The 18,524-nt window shown below is 42.1% G+C and carries 21 protein-coding genes; 14 read left to right on the forward strand and 7 right to left on the reverse strand.

Annotation, left to right across the window (positions count from 1 at the left end):
* Positions 1-3: 3 nt before the first annotated feature.
* On the reverse strand, positions 4-1,323 hold the full coding sequence (locus RMZ41_RS03575; RefSeq protein ID WP_322644220.1) for a hypothetical protein: 1,320 nt from the start codon (positions 1,321-1,323) through the stop codon (positions 4-6).
* A 1,048-nt stretch (positions 1,324-2,371) separates the two neighbouring features.
* Here RMZ41_RS03575 and ndhL point away from each other — a divergent pair.
* The 4 genes from ndhL to RMZ41_RS03595 all read left to right on the forward strand — a co-directional run bounded on the left by ndhL (position 2,372) and on the right by RMZ41_RS03595 (position 4,751).
* Positions 2,372-2,584: an NAD(P)H-quinone oxidoreductase subunit L gene (gene ndhL / locus RMZ41_RS03580; protein WP_322644219.1), complete on the forward strand. Its 213-nt coding sequence runs from the start codon at positions 2,372-2,374 to the stop codon at positions 2,582-2,584.
* Between the two features lie 25 nt (positions 2,585-2,609).
* On the forward strand, positions 2,610-2,921 hold the full coding sequence (locus RMZ41_RS03585) for a DUF3007 family protein (RefSeq protein WP_289797391.1): 312 nt from the start codon (positions 2,610-2,612) through the stop codon (positions 2,919-2,921).
* Positions 2,922-3,013: 92 nt separating this feature from the next.
* Positions 3,014-3,841, forward strand: a complete 828-nt coding sequence (trpA, locus tag RMZ41_RS03590; RefSeq protein ID WP_322644218.1) for a tryptophan synthase subunit alpha — start codon at positions 3,014-3,016, stop codon at positions 3,839-3,841.
* A gap of 241 nt (positions 3,842-4,082) precedes the next feature.
* The gene (locus RMZ41_RS03595; protein WP_322644217.1) at positions 4,083-4,751 is read left to right on the forward strand and encodes a heterocyst differentiation related protein; all 669 of its coding nucleotides are present in this window, start codon (positions 4,083-4,085) and stop codon (positions 4,749-4,751) included.
* Between the two features lie 95 nt (positions 4,752-4,846).
* Here RMZ41_RS03595 and RMZ41_RS03600 read toward each other — a convergent pair whose 3' ends face one another.
* Positions 4,847-6,736 (reverse strand): serine/threonine protein kinase, encoded by a 1,890-nt coding sequence (locus RMZ41_RS03600; RefSeq protein ID WP_322644216.1) that lies wholly within the window; start codon positions 6,734-6,736, stop codon positions 4,847-4,849.
* 165 nt (positions 6,737-6,901) lie between these two features.
* On the opposite strand from RMZ41_RS03600, the gene RMZ41_RS03605 reads away from it, so the two are divergent.
* Positions 6,902-7,390 (forward strand): hypothetical protein, encoded by a 489-nt coding sequence (locus tag RMZ41_RS03605; protein ID WP_322644215.1) that lies wholly within the window; start codon positions 6,902-6,904, stop codon positions 7,388-7,390.
* 62 nt (positions 7,391-7,452) lie between these two features.
* Here RMZ41_RS03605 and RMZ41_RS03610 read toward each other — a convergent pair whose 3' ends face one another.
* Positions 7,453-7,713, reverse strand: a complete 261-nt coding sequence (locus RMZ41_RS03610; RefSeq protein WP_322644214.1) for a hypothetical protein — start codon at positions 7,711-7,713, stop codon at positions 7,453-7,455.
* A 136-nt stretch (positions 7,714-7,849) separates the two neighbouring features.
* Here RMZ41_RS03610 and RMZ41_RS03615 point away from each other — a divergent pair, with 136 nt between their 5' ends.
* The 7 genes from RMZ41_RS03615 to RMZ41_RS03645 all read left to right on the forward strand — a co-directional run bounded on the left by RMZ41_RS03615 (position 7,850) and on the right by RMZ41_RS03645 (position 11,317).
* Positions 7,850-8,281: a helix-turn-helix transcriptional regulator gene (locus tag RMZ41_RS03615; protein ID WP_322644213.1), complete on the forward strand. Its 432-nt coding sequence runs from the start codon at positions 7,850-7,852 to the stop codon at positions 8,279-8,281.
* Complete coding sequence (locus tag RMZ41_RS03620; protein WP_322644212.1) at positions 8,278-8,847, forward strand: hypothetical protein; 570 nt, start codon at positions 8,278-8,280, stop codon at positions 8,845-8,847. Before RMZ41_RS03615 ends, RMZ41_RS03620 begins: the two co-directional genes overlap by 4 nt.
* 68 nt (positions 8,848-8,915) lie before the next feature.
* Positions 8,916-9,209: a BrnT family toxin gene (locus RMZ41_RS03625; protein ID WP_322644211.1), complete on the forward strand. Its 294-nt coding sequence runs from the start codon at positions 8,916-8,918 to the stop codon at positions 9,207-9,209.
* Entirely contained in the window at positions 9,196-9,492 is a 297-nt protein-coding gene (locus tag RMZ41_RS03630; RefSeq protein WP_322644210.1) for a hypothetical protein, read from the forward strand. The genes RMZ41_RS03625 and RMZ41_RS03630 overlap by 14 nt, the downstream gene beginning before the upstream one ends.
* Positions 9,493-9,535: 43 nt before the next feature.
* On the forward strand, positions 9,536-9,943 hold the full coding sequence (locus tag RMZ41_RS03635; protein WP_322644209.1) for a type II toxin-antitoxin system Phd/YefM family antitoxin: 408 nt from the start codon (positions 9,536-9,538) through the stop codon (positions 9,941-9,943).
* 166 nt (positions 9,944-10,109) lie between these two features.
* The gene (locus RMZ41_RS03640; protein WP_409874715.1) at positions 10,110-10,205 is read left to right on the forward strand and encodes a type II toxin-antitoxin system RelE family toxin; all 96 of its coding nucleotides are present in this window, start codon (positions 10,110-10,112) and stop codon (positions 10,203-10,205) included.
* 116 nt (positions 10,206-10,321) lie between these two features.
* Positions 10,322-11,317 (forward strand): folate-binding protein, encoded by a 996-nt coding sequence (locus RMZ41_RS03645; RefSeq protein ID WP_322644208.1) that lies wholly within the window; start codon positions 10,322-10,324, stop codon positions 11,315-11,317.
* Between the two features lie 5 nt (positions 11,318-11,322).
* Here RMZ41_RS03645 and RMZ41_RS03650 read toward each other — a convergent pair whose 3' ends face one another.
* From RMZ41_RS03650 to RMZ41_RS03660, 3 genes are read right to left on the reverse strand one after another with little or no spacing between them, the layout of a single operon-like run.
* Positions 11,323-12,231, reverse strand: coding sequence for a DUF5331 domain-containing protein (locus RMZ41_RS03650; RefSeq protein ID WP_322644207.1), 909 nt, complete (start codon positions 12,229-12,231; stop codon positions 11,323-11,325).
* 54 nt (positions 12,232-12,285) lie between these two features.
* Positions 12,286-12,618 (reverse strand): (2Fe-2S) ferredoxin domain-containing protein, encoded by a 333-nt coding sequence (locus RMZ41_RS03655; RefSeq protein ID WP_322644206.1) that lies wholly within the window; start codon positions 12,616-12,618, stop codon positions 12,286-12,288.
* Between the two features lie 52 nt (positions 12,619-12,670).
* Positions 12,671-13,645, reverse strand: coding sequence for a cysteine synthase A (locus RMZ41_RS03660; RefSeq protein ID WP_322644205.1), 975 nt, complete (start codon positions 13,643-13,645; stop codon positions 12,671-12,673).
* 433 nt (positions 13,646-14,078) lie between these two features.
* Between RMZ41_RS03660 and RMZ41_RS03665 the strand changes: the two genes are divergently transcribed.
* A complete protein-coding gene (locus RMZ41_RS03665) occupies positions 14,079-14,321 on the forward strand; it encodes a hypothetical protein (protein ID WP_322644204.1) in 243 nt (80 codons plus the stop codon).
* A complete protein-coding gene (locus RMZ41_RS03670) occupies positions 14,318-14,713 on the forward strand; it encodes a type II toxin-antitoxin system VapC family toxin (RefSeq protein WP_322644203.1) in 396 nt (131 codons plus the stop codon). The genes RMZ41_RS03665 and RMZ41_RS03670 overlap by 4 nt, the downstream gene beginning before the upstream one ends.
* A 123-nt stretch (positions 14,714-14,836) precedes the next feature.
* Here the strand turns inward: RMZ41_RS03670 and RMZ41_RS03675 are convergent, their stop codons facing one another.
* On the reverse strand, positions 14,837-18,316 hold the full coding sequence (locus RMZ41_RS03675) for a tetratricopeptide repeat protein (RefSeq protein WP_322734402.1): 3,480 nt from the start codon (positions 18,314-18,316) through the stop codon (positions 14,837-14,839).
* Between the last annotated feature and the right edge of the window lie 208 nt (positions 18,317-18,524).

Raw genomic sequence — 18,524 nt, forward strand, 5'->3', positions numbered from 1 at the left:
AAATTATTTGTGTCTATCTACCTTCATCTGTGAAAACACACGATAACCATCCAAATTCAATTGCGGATTACTGCTTTGTTTTTCTTCCATCTTAATCAAGTTATACTCTACGTTTTCTGCATAGATCGCAAACGTGATATTAAAAATCTCCATAAAATTGATTACACCTTTACACTCCTCTTCCGGATAGTTTTCGTAAAACCTAATCAAATGAGCAATTCGAGTTTCTAAATGTCTACGAGAATTTTTACAAATTAAAATAATTTTTAAAAGTATAATTACCAATGTTAAAGCATGACCTTGAGTAATTAATAACAGAAATAATGATGAAGGCTCTTTCCCATTTTCTATTGTCAAACAATCAATTACTCGATTACAGGTTCTCAAAAACAATTCTTTAGTAACAAATTCCCGATCGTAATCCTTCTTCCATGATGATAAAATAGTTATAAACTGCTGCTTCCAAGCCTCTACTGATTCTTGTTTGCCTACAGAAAGAAAGAGGTATTTTTCGAGATTAATTTTAAATTCCTCCAGTGTCTGATTTTGAGTTTGTTTAATAAATATATGGGCAATATTCTCATGGCTAAAAACACCTCTTTTTAAAACAATTGCTTTTATTAAACGCAGAGCCTGGTCTCCTAAAACACTAGGATTTTTATAACGTGTTGCGCTTGAAACGGGCGATTGAGAACGAGCAATATACATTGCTAGTTCAAACTTAAATTTTTCTTTTATCTGTTTAGAAAGCTTTCTAGCAGCCTCTTGTTGCTCTATGGGATTATTTTTATTAACAGATTGATCGATTAATAAATAAGAACTATAGCGATTAGCCCAATGGCCTTTCGATGATTCATCATATTTAGCAGCAAACAATTTCAATTCTTGGTAGTCTTTGCTGTTGACAAAATTTTCTAACCAAGTTTTACAAGTTTTTACTATGGGAGCATTATTTTCCTTAATCTTGAGATTTTCATTAACAAATAAGTTAACTAATTCTTGGATATATTTATCTTTTCTGTTAGTTTTCCAATTATTAACTATAATGTAGCAACACCGTTTTAATGTATTACATAGCTCTTGTTCATTATCATCTAAAAAAACACTATATATGCCAGGGATATAATCGGAATCCTCTAAATCCAGCCCTTCTATAAATAAACCTTTGAATTCTCGTAAAACATCATCTGGCGACAAAGTTTTGACAATTTCCATGAAGAAGCTATAAACCTCTTCTTGTGCAATTTGGACATTTATCTGGCTAGAGCTAGACGTAACACTATGGGTATCTTCCTGACTAATTGATAAACTATTAGCGTTCATTCTAGTTATCAGGATAAAAAGACTTCCTGTTCTTATTACTATCAGCTTAACCTTGGTGAACAATAGATCAATCTATTATTATGAAATTCAGTAATCTTTTTACACAAATTTGATAAAATTTGACCATAAATAAAGTATTAAACCAAAATTGTTTAATGCTTCATCAAAAAGAGCAGTGAAATTACTTAGTTTTAAGAAGTAAGTCCAATATAAAACTATATGGGCGAGTTGATTTACAATTAAATACAACTCGCCCATACCTTATATTAAGAGCCTTTTGGCGTTTTCGATTTTTAGTGGGGGTGGAGGGACTTGAACCCACACGACCTATTACGGTCAACGGATTTTCATCCTCCCGCAGTTTTCACTGCTACCTGATGACTATAGCCAAATCAGGTTTTGAGAATTGGACTCTCCCTTTACCCTCGACTTTACGTTAGGGTAGCTCCCGTCGGGTCTCTGCACCTTCCGAAAAGTTATGAGTTAGGAGTTAGGAGTTAAGAGTTTTAATTTACTCAGCACTCAACACTCATGACTCAGGACTTTCTTCGGCTTGGCTCAGGATTGCCATGTCTGTCACCAGATTTAGGTTTCCCTGAGTTTGAGAGCTTCCACTTGAGGGATTTCTCCTTCAAGGCTCAGTTATCTAAGTCCGTAGCGTCTACCATTCCGCCACACCCCCGCAGGTGTTTGGTAAATAACTAGTATAACTAGCTATTTTTTGGAGGCAGCAAATACCGCCTTATCTATTCCACCATCAATTGTGTCTTTTGTCCAACTAGATTGAAAATATTTTTTCTAGATTGTGCGATCGCTTCCCAAATCGGAAGTTTTTTTCGTAATTAACCTAGAGGAGTTTTCCATCTGGTGTGACTAAAGCATTAATTGGCTAGTAGATTTACGATGTTAGCATAAAATTACCTTTTATCAATCAATCTGGATAAAAAAGGAATTTTGGCGTAGTAATCTTGAAAGCATCATGATTATACTTCCCTCAGTTTGGCTGTTCAGCCTATTATGGAAAACAGATGCTTAGACCAAAAAAGTTATGATTGTCGCCCTGCTATATCTGATTTTGGCTGGAGCTTACCTTCTGGTAATCCCCCTTGCTGTATTGTTCTACCTGAAGCAGCGTTGGTATGTAGCTAGCTCCATCGAGCGTTTGTTGATGTACTTTTTAGTGTTTTTCTTCTTTCCGGGTTTGTTGGTTTTATCGCCGTTTGCAAATTTCCGACCCCAACGGCGACAAGTTCAAGTTTAACTAAATTGGTAGGTCATAAAATCTCATGCGACGGATTGACGCTATTGGAATTGGCTTAGGTGTTTTTATCGCCGGCGGCTTGGCTTATCTAGGATTGCAGCTAGTCGGCTTGGATAACCAGAAAGCTGGTATATGGAGCCAAGTCTTACTAGTCAGTGGATTAATTGGCTGGTTAGCGACCTATTTTTTCCGTGCGGTGGGACAAAAAATGACCTACCACCAACAACGGGAACAATATGAGCAAGACTTTCTGCAAAAGCGGCTAGATGAGCTTACTCCTGAAGAACTAGCACGAATTCAAGCCGAAATCGAACAAGAAGAGCAATCTCAGGTGTAAAGTTATCATTGGTCATTAGTCGTTTGTCCTTTGTGAATTACAAATTACCAATGACTAATGACCAATGACCAATGACCAATGACTAATAACTAATGACCGCGATTTCTGATTGCTTTGAAACCCTTGGGCACAATCATGAGTGCGCTCTGATTCCCTTCATTACTGCTGGCGATCCAGATTTAGAAACGACAGCAAAAGCGTTACAGGTTCTAGATCAAAGTGGAGCCGACATTATTGAATTGGGTGTACCCTATTCCGATCCTCTGGCTGATGGGCCAGTGATTCAAGCTGCTGCTACCCGTGCCCTGCAAAGGGGGACAAAGTTGGAGCAGGTGCTGGAAATGTTGCAAGAGATTACTCCCAAACTGCGATCGCCAATTGTCCTATTTATGTATTACAACCCAATTCTGCATCGGGGAATTGATAAATTTCTCCAGGAAATAGCTGCGGCTGGGGTAGCAGGATTGGTAGTACCAGATTTGCCCTTGGAAGAAGCAGCAAGCTTGCTCGAACCAGCTAAAAAGATGGGAATCGATGTAATTTTGTTGATCGCTCCCACCAGTGATGCAGAACGGATAAAAGCGATCGCTCATTCATCCCTGGGATTTATTTATTTAGTCAGCGTCACCGGGGTTACAGGGGTGCGATCGCAACTGGAAAACCGCGTGTCCGATTTACTCAAACAAATTCGTGGTGTTACTGAGAAACCCATCGGTGTAGGTTTTGGGATTTCTGAAGCTGCACAAGCCCGTCAGGTAAAGGAATGGGGGGCAGATGCTGCGATCGTGGGGAGCGCTGTTGTGAAACGTTTAGCAGAAGGTACACCAGAGCAAGGACTTTTGGCGATCGCCCAATTTTGCCAAAGTCTCAAGGCAGCCATCAAGACTACTAACACCAGCACAAATACTCCTCTTGATTAGACGAGAAAAGTAGATTAAAAAGTATAACAGTGTAGTTTTTTTAGCCTTGTTTGGTAGACAATTTGACCATTATGGTTTTGAATATTAACATCAGATATCATGATGTAAAAAAACTAGCTGATACGGTCGCTTATAGTTTGAGTATTATGTGAAGTCAAGTAGGCATAATTTATGAGTGTGAGTGTGAGAGTGAGTCAGTCACAAATGATTATAGTTACGTCGCAACCGAGGAGCATAGGCGATGAGTGAGAGTATGGCGTTTATCGGCGGGGTCGCCGTAGCTGGTCTGGCGGCTCTCGTATTGCTCAAAGGAACAAATACCCCCCTACAACCCAACTTTGCTGTTGCTCCGCAAATGCCAGGGGTAGTAGCACCGGGAATGCAGCCACAAATGTATTCTCCTTACGGCCCTTATGGGCAACCAATGTATCCCAATCCTAATCAGCCACCGACCGCTACCAGTGCTGACCAGCGCCTAGAGATGGAGAAGCTGAACACGCAGATGCAGTTGGAGCGTTTAAAAAACGATAACGAACAGCTGAAGGCTCAAAATCAACAACTTCAAGGCCAAGTTCAAAATTTCAATACTCAGCAGCAGTGGCAACAAGCCCAGCAGTTGAATCAACAAAAAGCAGCAGCATTCCAGCCGCAGCAAAATCCTTCTTGGTGGTCTTCACCCATGCTTTGGGCTGTGGGAGGCGCAACTCTGACTATTGGTGGTGGTGTTGTCGTCGCTGGGGTATTGGCTTTATTCTCGCCACGGCAGCGTCCAGCCCGTACTGTACAAGTAATTCACCCTTACCAAGGAAATACGCCGCCCTTGGTTCCAGTCCGTCGCGCTGAGTTTTTGCCTGCTTCGCGGATGGAAGCAAGACGAGTTGAAGCCCCAGAATACGACGAAATGCATTAATCGAGAAAATCAAATTAATAGATAAACACCGATTAAAAATCTCGTTTCCAGATTCTACCTGGAAACGTTTTTTATTTATAAACACCCTCTAACTGTTAAAAGCCACTTTTAGGAGTTTCTGTGGTATTGGGATTCTCCTTAGTGGCAGGTTGGTTAGTATCAGGAAGTTTCTGTTGAGTACTCTTCTGATTACCTTGATTTTTTAGCTGAGTTAGTGCCTGTTTTGCCAGATTTGCGGCTGCTTGCTTAAATAATGGTTCTATTTTGTTGCGCCAGTATTTAGTATTAGGCAATTTTTCTGGATGATTTCTATAATCTAAAACTTTATCCCACTTTCCATCATCTATTGCTTTATTGATTTCATTAGATAATGCCTCAGCTTTTGCCCAATCGTCCTGCCACTGGGCAATCATTTTGCCCGTCTCTTGGATACCAGAAGCAGCATCTGCCGGAACCGATTTTAAAAGTGCGATCGCTCCAACTATATCTCCTGAATCATACTTCTGCTTTGCTTGTTCTATAATATTGGCACTATTATCATTAGGCTGCGATTTCCCAACGTCGGGATTCGACCCCTTCGGCAATTCTAGTAATGGAGTTGCTACATCCCTAGATTTTGCTTTTGCCTTGGGAGTCGGTCGAGTCGCAATCAGGCTGCTATCATTTACTGTCTTAGTTGCAATGCCTTTTTCGCGCAGGCAAGAAGCCCATTCTTGATTATTGGTTATCACATCCGAGTGTGCCCAAGCCAAACGACCAGATTTAAGTTTAACTTCTATCCAACCTGCTTTTGTTCGCTTACCAGTTACCTCGAAACTGGTATTATCACCAACTGTTTGCAGAACATTATCAGAATTTATTGAACTAGGTTCAGAACGAATATTAGAATCTCCGACGACAACAGCCGAGCATTTATTTGCTAAAACGGTATCCTTACCTGTAAGATTTAAAGCTAAATTTTTCACATTTGGATAGACATTTGCTACCAAGGCAGCCGCACCACCAGCTAATAATATGCCAATTATTATTGGCCAAGGATCGGATTTACCAGAGTCTTGACGGGCAGGCTTGACAGGATTTGCTGGTGCAACTGCAATCGTTTGCAGCCGAGATACTTGAGGTCGGGATTTGGTGGATTCTTGGAGTGGAGAAAGTGTAGGTACTGGATTAATCGCATCTTTACATGCTTGCAGTGCTTCCGTGGCGTTTTGGTAGCGGTCTTTGAAGTGATAACGCACCATTTTTGACAAGACTGCCGCCAATCGGGAGTTTACGGTTACTGATTGCTGCCAAATGATCTCGCCCGTTTCCGGGTCTTCTTGCAATTCTGTTGCCTGTAATCCTGTTAATGCTTGAATGGCAATGATACCAAGAGAATAAATATCACTGTTGGGGCGGGGTTTACCTTGCCCTTGTTCTGTAGGCATATAGCCAGGAGTGCCGATAACTACTGTGGCAGATGGTTGTCCGCCCACTGTTACCAGTTGTGTACGCAGCTGTTTCACTGCGCCAAAGTCTACTAAAACTAACTTATTATCTGAGGCGCGACGGATGATATTATCCGGCTTGATGTCGCGGTGAATCACGCCTTGGCGGTGGACAAATTCGAGAATTTCCAGAACTTCCTGCAACAATTGAATTACTTGGCTTTCACTCCAGGGCTTACCAGATATAAGTTCTTCAGCTAGGGTATGTCCTTCAATATATTCTTGAACTAAATAAAATTCTTGGTTTTCGTCAAAGTATGCTAGAAGCCTGGGTATTTGGTCATGGTTGCCTAGTTTTTCTAAGGTTTCGGCTTCGCTGTTGAATAGGCGTTTAGCAGTATCATAAACTCTGGGGTCAGTTCCGGGCTTGAGGTGCTTGACAACGCAAATCGGGTTGCCGGGTCGCCTTGTATCTTGGGCAATGTAAGTTTGACCAAATCCTCCCATTGCGAGGACTCGAATTACTTGGTAACGATGGTCTAGTAGCTTGCCTATCATATTCACTCCCCAGAGTTATTACCTAATTTTCCAGCTAGTAATAAATATCTCCAAATTTTCTTCAATGAAATCCGCTATCTTGAGAAAAGATTTAGATTAAAAACGCAGCTTTTTAATAAACGCAGACTGTTTATTTTCTCTTTTAGTGCCCCTGTTTATTACCAAATGCCACCTAAAATAACAAACTCAGTTGCATGGCAGCAGGCTGAAATCCTCATGCAGCCTGCTTTCATTCGCGTTATCGACAATATCCGCAAGTCCCTTGATGAATCTTCCTGGACTGGAACTTACCACGATGTCTTGATTTGGCCGCCTAGCACCACTGATGAAATCAAAGCATTGGTGACTGAGTTGTTGCAAGCAATGGAAACTGCAACACCCCAAGAAGCAGATGAAATCAGAGAGACTCTGGCTCGTCTGCCGATGCCCCATCCAGGATATCATCTACGTTTGCAGCGTCAACAGCAAGAAGCGAGTATCGATTTATGGGAATTGTGTTATCAAGTGTGTTTTATTGAATACAGCCCAAACAAGGAAGGCGCTGATATTGATACTAGTTTAATCGATGAACTGGGTGAGGTGGATTGGCTGCGTTTGGATGCTAAGGCAAAAGAGCTAGTTGAACAGGCGTTTGCTAAATTGCCAGAGGGTTGAAGCCCTCAGAATAGAATACAAAGCCCACATACGTGGGCTTATGGGGTAAGGCGATCGCTTCTTCAAGCAGCAAAATCTTCAATCACGCGGCTGTAGTCAATTGAGTTGTTAGGTTCTGGCTGTGTTTTCAATTTGGCGATAAATTCTTCCATCCCTGGTATTTCTAATTGATGGAATGTGATTTGATTATCTGAATTCTTAGCCGAAATATCTGTAATAGCTTGTAGAGTCATCTTGGTTGTTTCTGAGCCAGTTTTCCTTGGGAGAAGAAATTCTTCCATTCCTGGTATTTCTAATTGGACAAATCTAGAATCATTTTTCATTGGTTCACTCAAATACTCCTGTGTATATCATGCTCATTACGCAGATACGCAACGCAATGGACACTTATCAAGCAAACATGAGTACGCGCAATACGCAAAGTACGCAGATTAGGGGAAATGCGGTATTCTGAAAAGTATGAATAGTCAGCAGTTTAATGAAGCTTTAGAAATGCTAAAGAAAGCACCTCGTAAGGTAGAGGTGTTAAAGTTGTTGCTGGCTGGACACACTAATAATGAGATTGCTCAGTCTAGAGGACGTGCGGAAGGAACTGTACGCAAGCAAATCTCAAATGTATATAAAGATTTTGGTATTAAAAGCGAATTTCCAGGCGATCATACTTTAAGAGACAAGTTAAAGGATCTATTTCTCAAGCACAAACCTGAGTGGGTAAGTAATTGCTCTCCTGCTATTACTAATGAAACTAGCAACCAATCGGAAAAGATAAACTATGACGGCGTGGCTTCTTTAGTTTTGTCAGATGACAAAATTTTAGAAGAATCTGGAGAAGAATTGATTTGGCTATCAATATACTTGAGGCGCTCGGTTTTGAGCAACACTTTAAGATGAACAAAGCATCACAATGTATAGGGTATAGACTTAAAAATCCTGGAGAGAGAGATAAACGATATCAACTATTTCTAAAACAAAGTTTATTCGGTGGTTTAAGTGTTTCTATTAATAAGCTTATTTTAGATCCATATCTGCTAAATTTTAAATATTGGGTATATATTTATGAATATAAACTTTTTTCCGAAAGTATAGCAGCGAGATTTTTAGTATTACCCAGTAAAGAAAATTTATTTTTGGATTCACTTAATCCTAAATACTGGAACACATTAGAAGTAGAAAGGAAAACATCAGGTGATTTTTATCTGAATGATCAACAGAAACCAGAGTATTATGATCATAATAAAGATGAATTAACTACAATATGTTTGAATGGGTTTAGTGAATATAATGTGAGTGACAGTAAAACTTATCTATGTATTCGTGAAGATAAGGAATTTGATTACACATGGCAAATGTTTATAAATTCGAGAGAGATATTACAAGAATTTATTACGTACTTTGGGAAAATTTTACTAAATATGGAGTTGTACGATATGTCTGATGATATTAATGTACCTTTTTAAAGAAGTTAAGGAATATAATCTTGATAAAATATTACGGAGAGCGCTTAGTCCAAAAACAAAATTTATAGATGAATATTGTTTATCGCCTACAAGGTGTTGAATTTGAATGGGATGAAAATAAAGCACAAAGCAACATTGAAAAACATGGTGTTAAATTTGAAGAAGCGACAGAGGTATTTTTTGACCCTTTCTACCAAGTGGGTGATGCTACCGCTAATAATGAACAGCGTGATTTAATCTTGGGTTATTCTCTTTCTCAACGCTTATTGCTCGTAGTTTATCTAGAACGCAGTAGGCGAACACGTATAATTTCCGCCCGTCCAGATACTAGCACTGAAAGAAAGTTATATGAACAAGCCTGATGAAGAACTCGAACTACACTTAAAACCTCGTCCTACAGAAACACTATCAATAAAGATACCAATAGATACATTGGAATCGCTCAAAAAAGTTGCAGCTAATCGAGATATGACACTTGAAGCATTAATCAAGTTTTACATTGGGCAGAGTTTGCGGCAAGATTTAGCTAAATTATTTTCTGAGCGCGTACTTGAATCAACTGCTGAAGTTCTAGCAAGGCATATTGAATCAAAAGAGGAAATTTTAACCATTATTCAAGAAATTCAAGCTAAAGCAACTCTTTAGTTACCTACCAGCGAAGAGTAACAGATAAATTAAGGAACAAAAAATGTCTAATAAAACAAACTACACCGAAGCTTGCAATAATTTTGAAAAAATTTACGAAGAGGCAATTAGCAATCGTGAACCTGTAGTTGTTACTCATGAAGGTGCTGAAAGCGTGTCCGTAATTCCTACTGCGGAACTTAATAGCATCATAGAGACAGCATACTTATTTCAATCACCTGAGAATGCAGCACGTCTTTTAGATGCTTTACAACGTGTTAAGGCTAAGACTAATAAAGAACTCTTGAAAAGAGCAATTGTTGAGGTACTTCAAGAGCAGAAAGAAGTACTTTATGATTTATTGGCAGAAATTATGGAAGATATAGCCTTAGAAAGGGCAATTAAAGAAGGTGAAAATACTGAAACTGTCAGCCGCGAAGCTATTTTCAAAATTTTGGACAGGAAAGGATAAATATAGAGTTCAGAAAAAGTTTTTAGAAAGATTTAAATAATATTCGGGATGAAGCCTTACTTAAAAAGATTAAGGTGGTTATTGAAAAGTAGAAAATAGCCAAAATCTAGCGGATATAAGTAATATTAAAAAACTCCAAGCAGATGGTAACTATTATCGCATCAGAATTGGAGACTACAGAGTTGGAATTGCAGTATCAGAGACTGTAGTGCTTTTTTTAAAGGTATTGCACAGGAAAGATGTTTACAGATACTTTCCGTAGTGTAAGCGATCGCTTTAAGCATAACCCCTTTCAACCCTAAGCCATTGAAGCTGCAAACGCTTATTTGCTAAGATTTCCAGTGCGACAACATTGAAACAGGGCAACTTCTCATCACTATGCCAACATCTATAATTGACGATAAAGACACAGCAGCTATCCAAGCCGCCAAATTTGGGGTTGCTATATGCGATCGCACCGCCTGGGGACGTATCAAGGTAGCTGGCGACGATCGCCTCAATTTCTTACACAACCAAAGTACTAACAATTTCCAAATACTCAAGCCTGGGCAAGGTTGCGATACAGTTTTTGTCACCTCCACAGCCAGAACAATTGATTTAGTCACCGCCTACGTTAGAGAAGATGCGGTAATCCTCCTGGTTTCACCCAATCGCCGCCAGTTTCTCATGGAATGGCTGGATAAATATATTTTCTTTGCCGACAAGGTGGAATTATCTGATATCACACAATATACCAACACCTTCAGCCTGATTGGTCCAGGAAGCGATGCTGTTTTAGAAAAGTTGGGTATTGGCGAACTCATCGGTCAACCTTATGGAAGTCACAAAGTATACACAATAGCTTCCGCCGAAGGAGTACGGATTGCTGTGGGTAGTGGATTAGCTGCGCCCGGATACACCTTAACTTTCCCCTATACTGACAAAGCGATAGTGTGGAACAAATTGTTAGAAGCTGGGGCAGTAGAGATGAGCGATCGCGCTTGGGATGCGTTGCGAATTTTACAAGGCCGTCCAGCCCCAGATTCCGAACTCACAGACGATTACAATCCTCTAGAAGTTGGTTTGTGGCAGACAATTTCTTTTAACAAAGGTTGCTATATCGGACAAGAAACCATCGCTCGATTAAATACATATAAAGGTGTAAAACAACACCTTTTGGGTATTCGCCTCAGTGCCCCTGTGGAAGTTGGAAGTGCGATCGCAGTTGGAGATGAAAAGGTTGGTAAACTTACCAGTTACACAGAAACGGCTGATGGTTACTTTGGACTAGGTTATATTCGCACCAAGGCTGGTGGCGTAGGCTTAAAAGTCCAAGTGGGACAAACTGAGGGTGAAGTCATAGAAATACCCTTTGTTTCTCATGATTACCCATAAGTAATTTAAGCCAAAATATCTTTTTCTTTATTCCTAGTGCCGTAACAAAATTCATCTACCCAAGAAGCTAGACTACGGGCATTAGTGGTTGGTATCACTTTGCTTTTAACATCTTGCGGTTGAATATTCGGTTTTTTGCTGTTGTTTTTAACCTCAGTAGTAATTGCTAGCGATCGCATTGCTTTGCCATCACTATTAATCTCAGTGCTAATTGCCAGCAATGCACCTACAGGAATTCTGACAGATGAGGCGTTGCTCTTAATCTCCGTAGCTAACGCTACAGATGGCATAGTTTTGGCTTTGCTGTTGATTTCACTGCTCATTGTCAGCGCCGAGTGCGACCCTATTGGTTGATATTCCTTTATAAAATCGGAGGCTGGCGTTTTTACCGGAGTATCTGGAGCAATTTTAGTTGCAAATGCAACTGCTAACTCAGGCTTGCGTGTGGGAACTACCTCAGTTGCAGCTGGAAATGATGGCGCAACTTGCTCGGCGCGTGACAAGTTAGAGTATAGAGTCTTGGCAAGAGAATGAAGCGCAATTTTACTGGCAGTTACAGCCGATGACAGATGTTTATCCTCAAAATGCTTCTCATCTGGCGACTCGTCTTCAAGTTGGCTGATATCAATAGAATCCTCTGATTTTATTAAACGTAACTCTTCATCAGGATTGAAGTTAAGACCTAAAGCAGCGACTATTTTATCTGGATCGTTATTCAGATCCAGCATAAAAGCAAGTATTTCATCAAACTGGGGTTCTAAAACAGACAGTGTTGCCAAAATAAAACCGGACAAAGGACGGCGCAGACCATCGTAAGTGGCCCATATTCGCATTTTGACCAGCCAGGTAATATTTTGCTTGTAGTAAATAAGCCACTTTTGTTTTAAGGATTGACGCAGCTGCTGGATATTCATTGGATGCCTCGCTTCAGTCAACAAGATTACAGACCTTGATTTTCGGAATTAGCTTTATTGCTGGGGATGAAACCGATAATAGAGCATCTGTTTGACTCTTTCACCACCTAGCAAATGATTTTCTATCAGTAGAGATACTTCATCAGGTCGAACACCGCTATACCAGACCATATCGGGTAACACTAGTACCATTGGCCCATTGCCGCATTGCCCCAAACAGCTGCTAGCCGTTATCGTTACACCAGGGATTGGTAAAGCTGCAAAAGCTGCTAATACTTTGGCTGCACCTTGTTTTTTGCAAGTGCGATTTTGACAAACCCGTACACATTTAGAAGAAGAAGGTTGGTCTATTGTCGGAAAGTTTGATGGTTGAGTTATGTTTGTCATTTATCATTTGTCAAAAGCTAATACTCCATGCCCAATGCCCAATGCCCAATGACTAATCTATTGAAAGTCCTTTTGAGGCTAGCCATTCAGGGTTGAATATCCGCGACTGATAGCGGGAACCACTATCACACAAGATGGTGACAATGGTATGTCCTGGCCCCAACTGCTTCGCTAGGGCAACAGCTGCACCAATGTTAATACCTGTTGAACCGCCCATTAACAACCCATCTTTTCTTAACAGTTGGTAAACTACCCGTAAAGCTTCTTGGTCATCGATTTGGATGGCATCATCAGCAGGTGCGCCTTCCATATTGGCTGTAACACGACCGTTACCGATGCCTTCGGTGATGGAATTTCCTTCTACATTGAGTTCGCCAGTTTTGACATAGCTATAAAGTGCGCTACCCAGTGGATCGGCAACAACGCATTTAATCGCCGGATTTTGTTCTTTCAAGTACAACGCTACACCAGCATAAGTACCACCAGTACCAGTTGCAGTTGTCCATGCATCTATTTTACCATCTGTCTGTTTCCAAATTTCTGGCCCTGTGGTTTCGTAGTGGGCGTGGCGGTTGGCTAGGTTATCAAACTGATTTGCCCAAATAGCATTTTCTAACTCAGCTGCAACTCTGCCAGATAGCTTGACGTAGTTGTTTGGGTCTTTGTAGGGTACAGCAGGAACGCGACGGACTTCTGCGCCTAATGCTGTCAGTGCGTCTATTTTTTCTTGTGACTGAGTATCGGGAATAATAATTAGGCATTTGTAGCCTTTGGCATTGCAAATATGTGCTAGTCCAATGCCAGTATTACCAGCAGTTCCTTCTACAACAGTGCCACCGGGTTTGAGTAAACCTTTCTTTTCTGCATCTTCGATGATGTAAAGTGCGGCGCGGTCTTTGACGGAACCGCCAGGATTGAGAAATTCAGCTTTTGCGAGGATTTCACATCCTGTTTCTTCACTGAAGCTGTTTAAGCGAATCAGGGGTGTGTTGCCAACAGCGCCGACGAAGCCATTTTTAATATCCATTTTGACTATACCTGTGTGAGTATCTATAAAAATTTTGGCTTATAGCGATCGCATTTCCCCACTCGGCAATCCAATAATAATCATAGTTGCCTAAGCGATCGCATCTGGCAGTGTGATAATTAGGGATTGCATAAGCTGGTTATATTGTTAGCAATTAATTTAAGATTAACGCGATCGCCTCTCCCCTTCACCAAACCAACAAATAATCATCTAACTTACGCAAGTGTCATATTTTTTCGTGGAGGCTGTCCAAAGTCAAAGGTCAAAAGCTTGCCCTTGAGCGTTCGCGTAGCGTCTCTCTTAGGAGAAGCGAAGGGTTGAAAAAACCTCTATTTTTGACCCTTGGCTTTTGACTCTTGACTCATATACAAGAAGACATGTGCTTCTTACTGTTTCAGCTAAAATAAATAACACAGTTATAAGGCGCGAAGCCATGAGCATTCAAGAACTAGAGCAGCAACTCCTCAGCCTCGATTTAGCAGGGAGGATTCGCATTCTCCAACTTTTGGCTCAAAGCCTGACAGTGCCCTCAGCATCACAGCCATCCCAATCCACTGACGAACTTGATTTAACCCGCGATCGCAGTCCTCAGCATCCCCTACGCAAAATCCCCATTACTATTCCTCCAGATTTTGACGAACCCATGCCTGAATTATGGGATGCAATGGATCAATGATTTTACTTGACACTCACGCTTGGCTCTGGTGGCTCCATACTCCAGAGCAGCTTTCCGAACGTGGCCGTACCCTATTAACCATAGGCGAAAACCAAAACTCGCTCATGGTTTCTGCCATTTCTGTTTGGGAAATTGCAGTCAAGCATAGTGCAGGAAAACTAACACTCCCCCTTGCCATCAATGAATGGTTTGCAATTGCAAAAACTCGACCTGGAATCACCATAGAACCACTTGATCCACTAGATGCAATAGCCAGCACTCAATTACCCGGCGATTTCCACAAAGATCCAGCCGATCGCATTATTGTTGCAATCGCCTACCGCCGCAATATAGAACTCATGACCTGCGATCAAAAAATTCTCAATTATCCACACATCAAAACAATTTGGTAAGTGTGGTTGCTCTTGTATCGCTAATATTGTAGGTTGGGTTGAGGAACGAAACCCAACAAAGCCTTAGACTGATTAGTGAGCGAAGCCGAACCACGTCCCCCTTATCCCCGCGTCTTTGCGTCCTCAAGTGCCCGCGTCCCCGCGTCCTCCTACAACCTGACTGCGGTCAAACAACCACCCATCGCCGACAATCTCCTCTAGGCGTTGCTTGAGTCGGGGGAGGAAATATTCTGGATCGTTAAGCTTTTGCTGAGTAAACCAAGCACCAAACGCTTCCTGTGTCTCAATTCCTTGGGCATTTGCCGCACCTGCTATCATCTTGAAACTATGCTCTTGAAGTTCCTCTAACTGGGGATGACCTTCACCTCGGTAGTTGCAAAAGAATCTTGCCGTTGCTCCTAACACAGCTTTTAGTTCATCGCCTTGACGCACTCTATTATATAAACCACGGATAAGTCTAATGGTTTGTCCTAAAGGTGCTTGAATTCTCAGCGTCAACCAGACTGCTTGAGCTAGGTAAACTAAACCGTTACTTTCATCCGTTAAGCTTAAATTACTCAGAGCTGTTACCAAATTACCGTATGCACTTATTTGTGCAAGTGTGGAAACGACTTGCTCGTAGAGTGCAATTGCTTTTGGGATGTCCCCTTGTTGGGCGATTACCTGTGCCATGTTGTTGAGTGTAGTGGCTTTAAGTTTGACATCGCCAATCTGCTCAGATATTTCCAAGTCTTGCTCGTAGAGTGCAATTGCTTTTGGGATGTCCCCTTGTTGACGGAATACCCCTGCCATGTTGTTGAGGGTAGTGGCTTTACCTTTGACATCGCCAATCTGCTCAGATATTTCCAAGTCTTGCTCCCAAAGTGCGATCGCTTTTGGGATGTCCCCTTGGTCGGCGAATACCTGTGCCATATTGTTGAGTGTAGCGGCTTTAAGTTTGACATCGCCAATCTGCTCAGATATTTCCAAGTTTTGCTCCCAGAGTGCAATCGCTTTTGGGATGTTCCCTTGGTCGGCGAATACCACTGCCATATTGTTGAGGGTAGTGGCTTTTTCTTGCAATTCCTCTTCAGGGCAAAGGTCTAAAGCTTGCTGATAATGGATAACAGCCTCTTGCACAAAACCCAAAAATCTTTCAGCACGGGCAATGGTTCCCAAGATGCGGTAATCCTGAAAAACTGCCAGAACTTGCTTACATAACTCCAAAGCTTCCACAAAGCGGGAATTGTTTACCCAATTGGTTGCAATCCTATGTCCAATGCTGACAGCAATCTCCTGCTCTTTTGCCAGCAATCCCAAACGTACAATTTCCAGTCCTTCTGCTACCGTTGTTTGCTCATTCTCCTCCCACCAAACTTTATAGATTTCCCTAACAGCTTGCTGTCGCGTTGCTTGCCATTCTTCCTGAATCAACACTGTTTCTAGCAACGATTCTAAAATTGTCGTCACCCGATAATTAGCTGGCTGAATGGGGTGAGTGGTGGCAGATTCGACTAAGCTGAGGCTGACAAGCTTTTGCAGAGAAGCAAGAGAGGGACAAATGGCATTGATGATTTCAACAGTAACGGGCAGATGAAACACACTCAACCGTGCGAGAAACTTTTGTTCTTCCAATTCCAAAGTATCCAGCAGAGTTTGTGCCAAAATGTCTTCACGGAATTTCTGCTCAGTCGCCTCCAGCCGATTCAATAATTCATCCGCCGCTATTCCTGGTTCCTGAATCACCTCTAACAACCACTTCAGCAACCGGGGATTACCATCGGCAATGTGGATAATCCTCTGAGTTTTTAACTGTTGCCTAACTTCTTTATCTAAAGGAAAGCAGATTTTATCAATATCACTGCTGCTCATCCCTGCCAAAGATTCCAAATGCAGGCGATGAGGTGGCAAGGTGTCTGATTTCAAATAACGACAGGTGACAATCAGCCGACTTTCTGCCCCATTTTCCTCCAATGCCGCACAAATCGCCCCTAAAATTTCGTAAGCTTCCGCCGTCATCCGCAGTGAACCATTTTTAACGCTAGTATCGGGAATGTTTTGCTCAAAGTCATCCAGCACCAACAGTAAGGGTTGGTTGTGTTCTTTTTCTATTGCTGCAAAAAAGTTTTGCAACCGTCCTTTCAGAGACACCTTTGGTTCGTTCAAAAGTGCGGGAACATCTGCAAACCGCTCAAACTTATTAGAAAGCTTATTCAGCAAACCTATCTCATCCAAAGGCCCAATCACCACGACTCGCGCAAAGTTAGAACGCTGCATCTGCACCCGCGTACATAACCGCGCCGCCAGGGTACTTTTGCCCAGTCCACCCATCCCCGCAATAAATACGCCGATTTGGTCGCTGCTTTCCTGCAAAGCCTTGAGACACCGTTGCAAAGGTCGTCTGCGTCCGACAAACTCAAACTGACTGGCAACTTTAACTTGATTATTCTCATCCAAAAATTCTTGCTCTGACGGTGTGAACTTGAGCTTTTCACGATTTCTTGTTCTCAGAGGTGTTACCAGTTCTGCAATGGGGCGCGTATCCCGATACATCCGCAACAGATGCCAGTCGGTGCATTCTTGCTCAATCATTTCCTGCTGCGCCGCTTTGACTGCTTCTTCAACAGTTGCCCCCGTCGCCAAAGCTTGATAAAGTGCCTGTGCTGCTACAATACCCGTGCGGTCATACACCGGACGCGCCCAGCCTAAAACTATACCTGCCCCAGCCTTCACCAATGCTTGCGCCATCGATGGTACTGTTCCCTTATTAGCAACCTGTCCCGTATGACAACCAGAGAGAAAAGTTACACGCGGCCAGCGTCCGCGAAAGGCTTTAGCTAAATCATTGACGGTAGTAAGTTGCATATTCCCCACCTCATCTTCAGTGATGAAGCAGGGGGTATTGTCTGGCAGTGTTGCACCTGTTGACAGCAAAGAGCCATAATCTTTTTTGGTATAAATTATCCCGTGTCCCGTGAGGTGAAAGACATCAAAATAGTCTTCTGGGTAGGATTTCACCAAATTGGCTAACTCTGCAACCGAGCCGCTTTCCTCGACAATCAACGCCAAAGGCTGATTCTTAGTTGCTTGCAAAATGTTTGCTTCTTCCTGCTCAAACCCCAGTGGTGGAACTCTGGGATCTTCAGGAGAAGTCGCTATAAAAAGTAACCGCAAGGGGCGATTTTGCACGCCAATCACTTGAGTTTGACGCTGCTGCACAGAACGCACTGGTAAGACGGAAAGATTCTGGCGTTCTATTAAAAACCCTGCACCATCATGTAGCAATTCCCAAGGCAGATGCGCCAAACCCAACGCCACCCGTTCTGTTTCCGGGTTTAACCCCTGCGCTTCGCTGGTTTGAATCAAATCTAGATAAATCGTTTGCTCATCTGTCTCATCCAGCGCCTTTCTCAGCCATCCTTCTTTACCATCCAGCCATTGATAAAGTTGCCGTCCCAACTGGGTGAGATAAGGTAAACGATCTCTTTGTTGAGCATAATAATTTTGCTCACACGAATCAATCAGCGCTGCCAACTCTGTTTTATCCAGGCGACGCGAGCCATAATCACAGCGTAGTTCAAAAGTTTGCTGTTGACTGAGGGCGAAGGTGAAGTTTAGGGGCATGGCTGACAGCAGGAGTTTCCACAGTAACCTTCACCGTATTATCACCCTTTTCCCGAAATTATCGCCGATATAGCGATTCCCTGTTACGTGAAGTACAGATAATATTTTGAAACGCAAAGGAACGCAAAGTAAAGCGCAGAGGTACGCAGAGATTTGTACCTCAGCAGACTAGGAAACGCTATAAGCTGTTACAAATTGCGTGATTGGC

Source organism: Nostoc sp. DedVER02 (assembly GCF_034530675.2).
Classification (GTDB): domain Bacteria; phylum Cyanobacteriota; class Cyanobacteriia; order Cyanobacteriales; family Nostocaceae; genus Nostoc.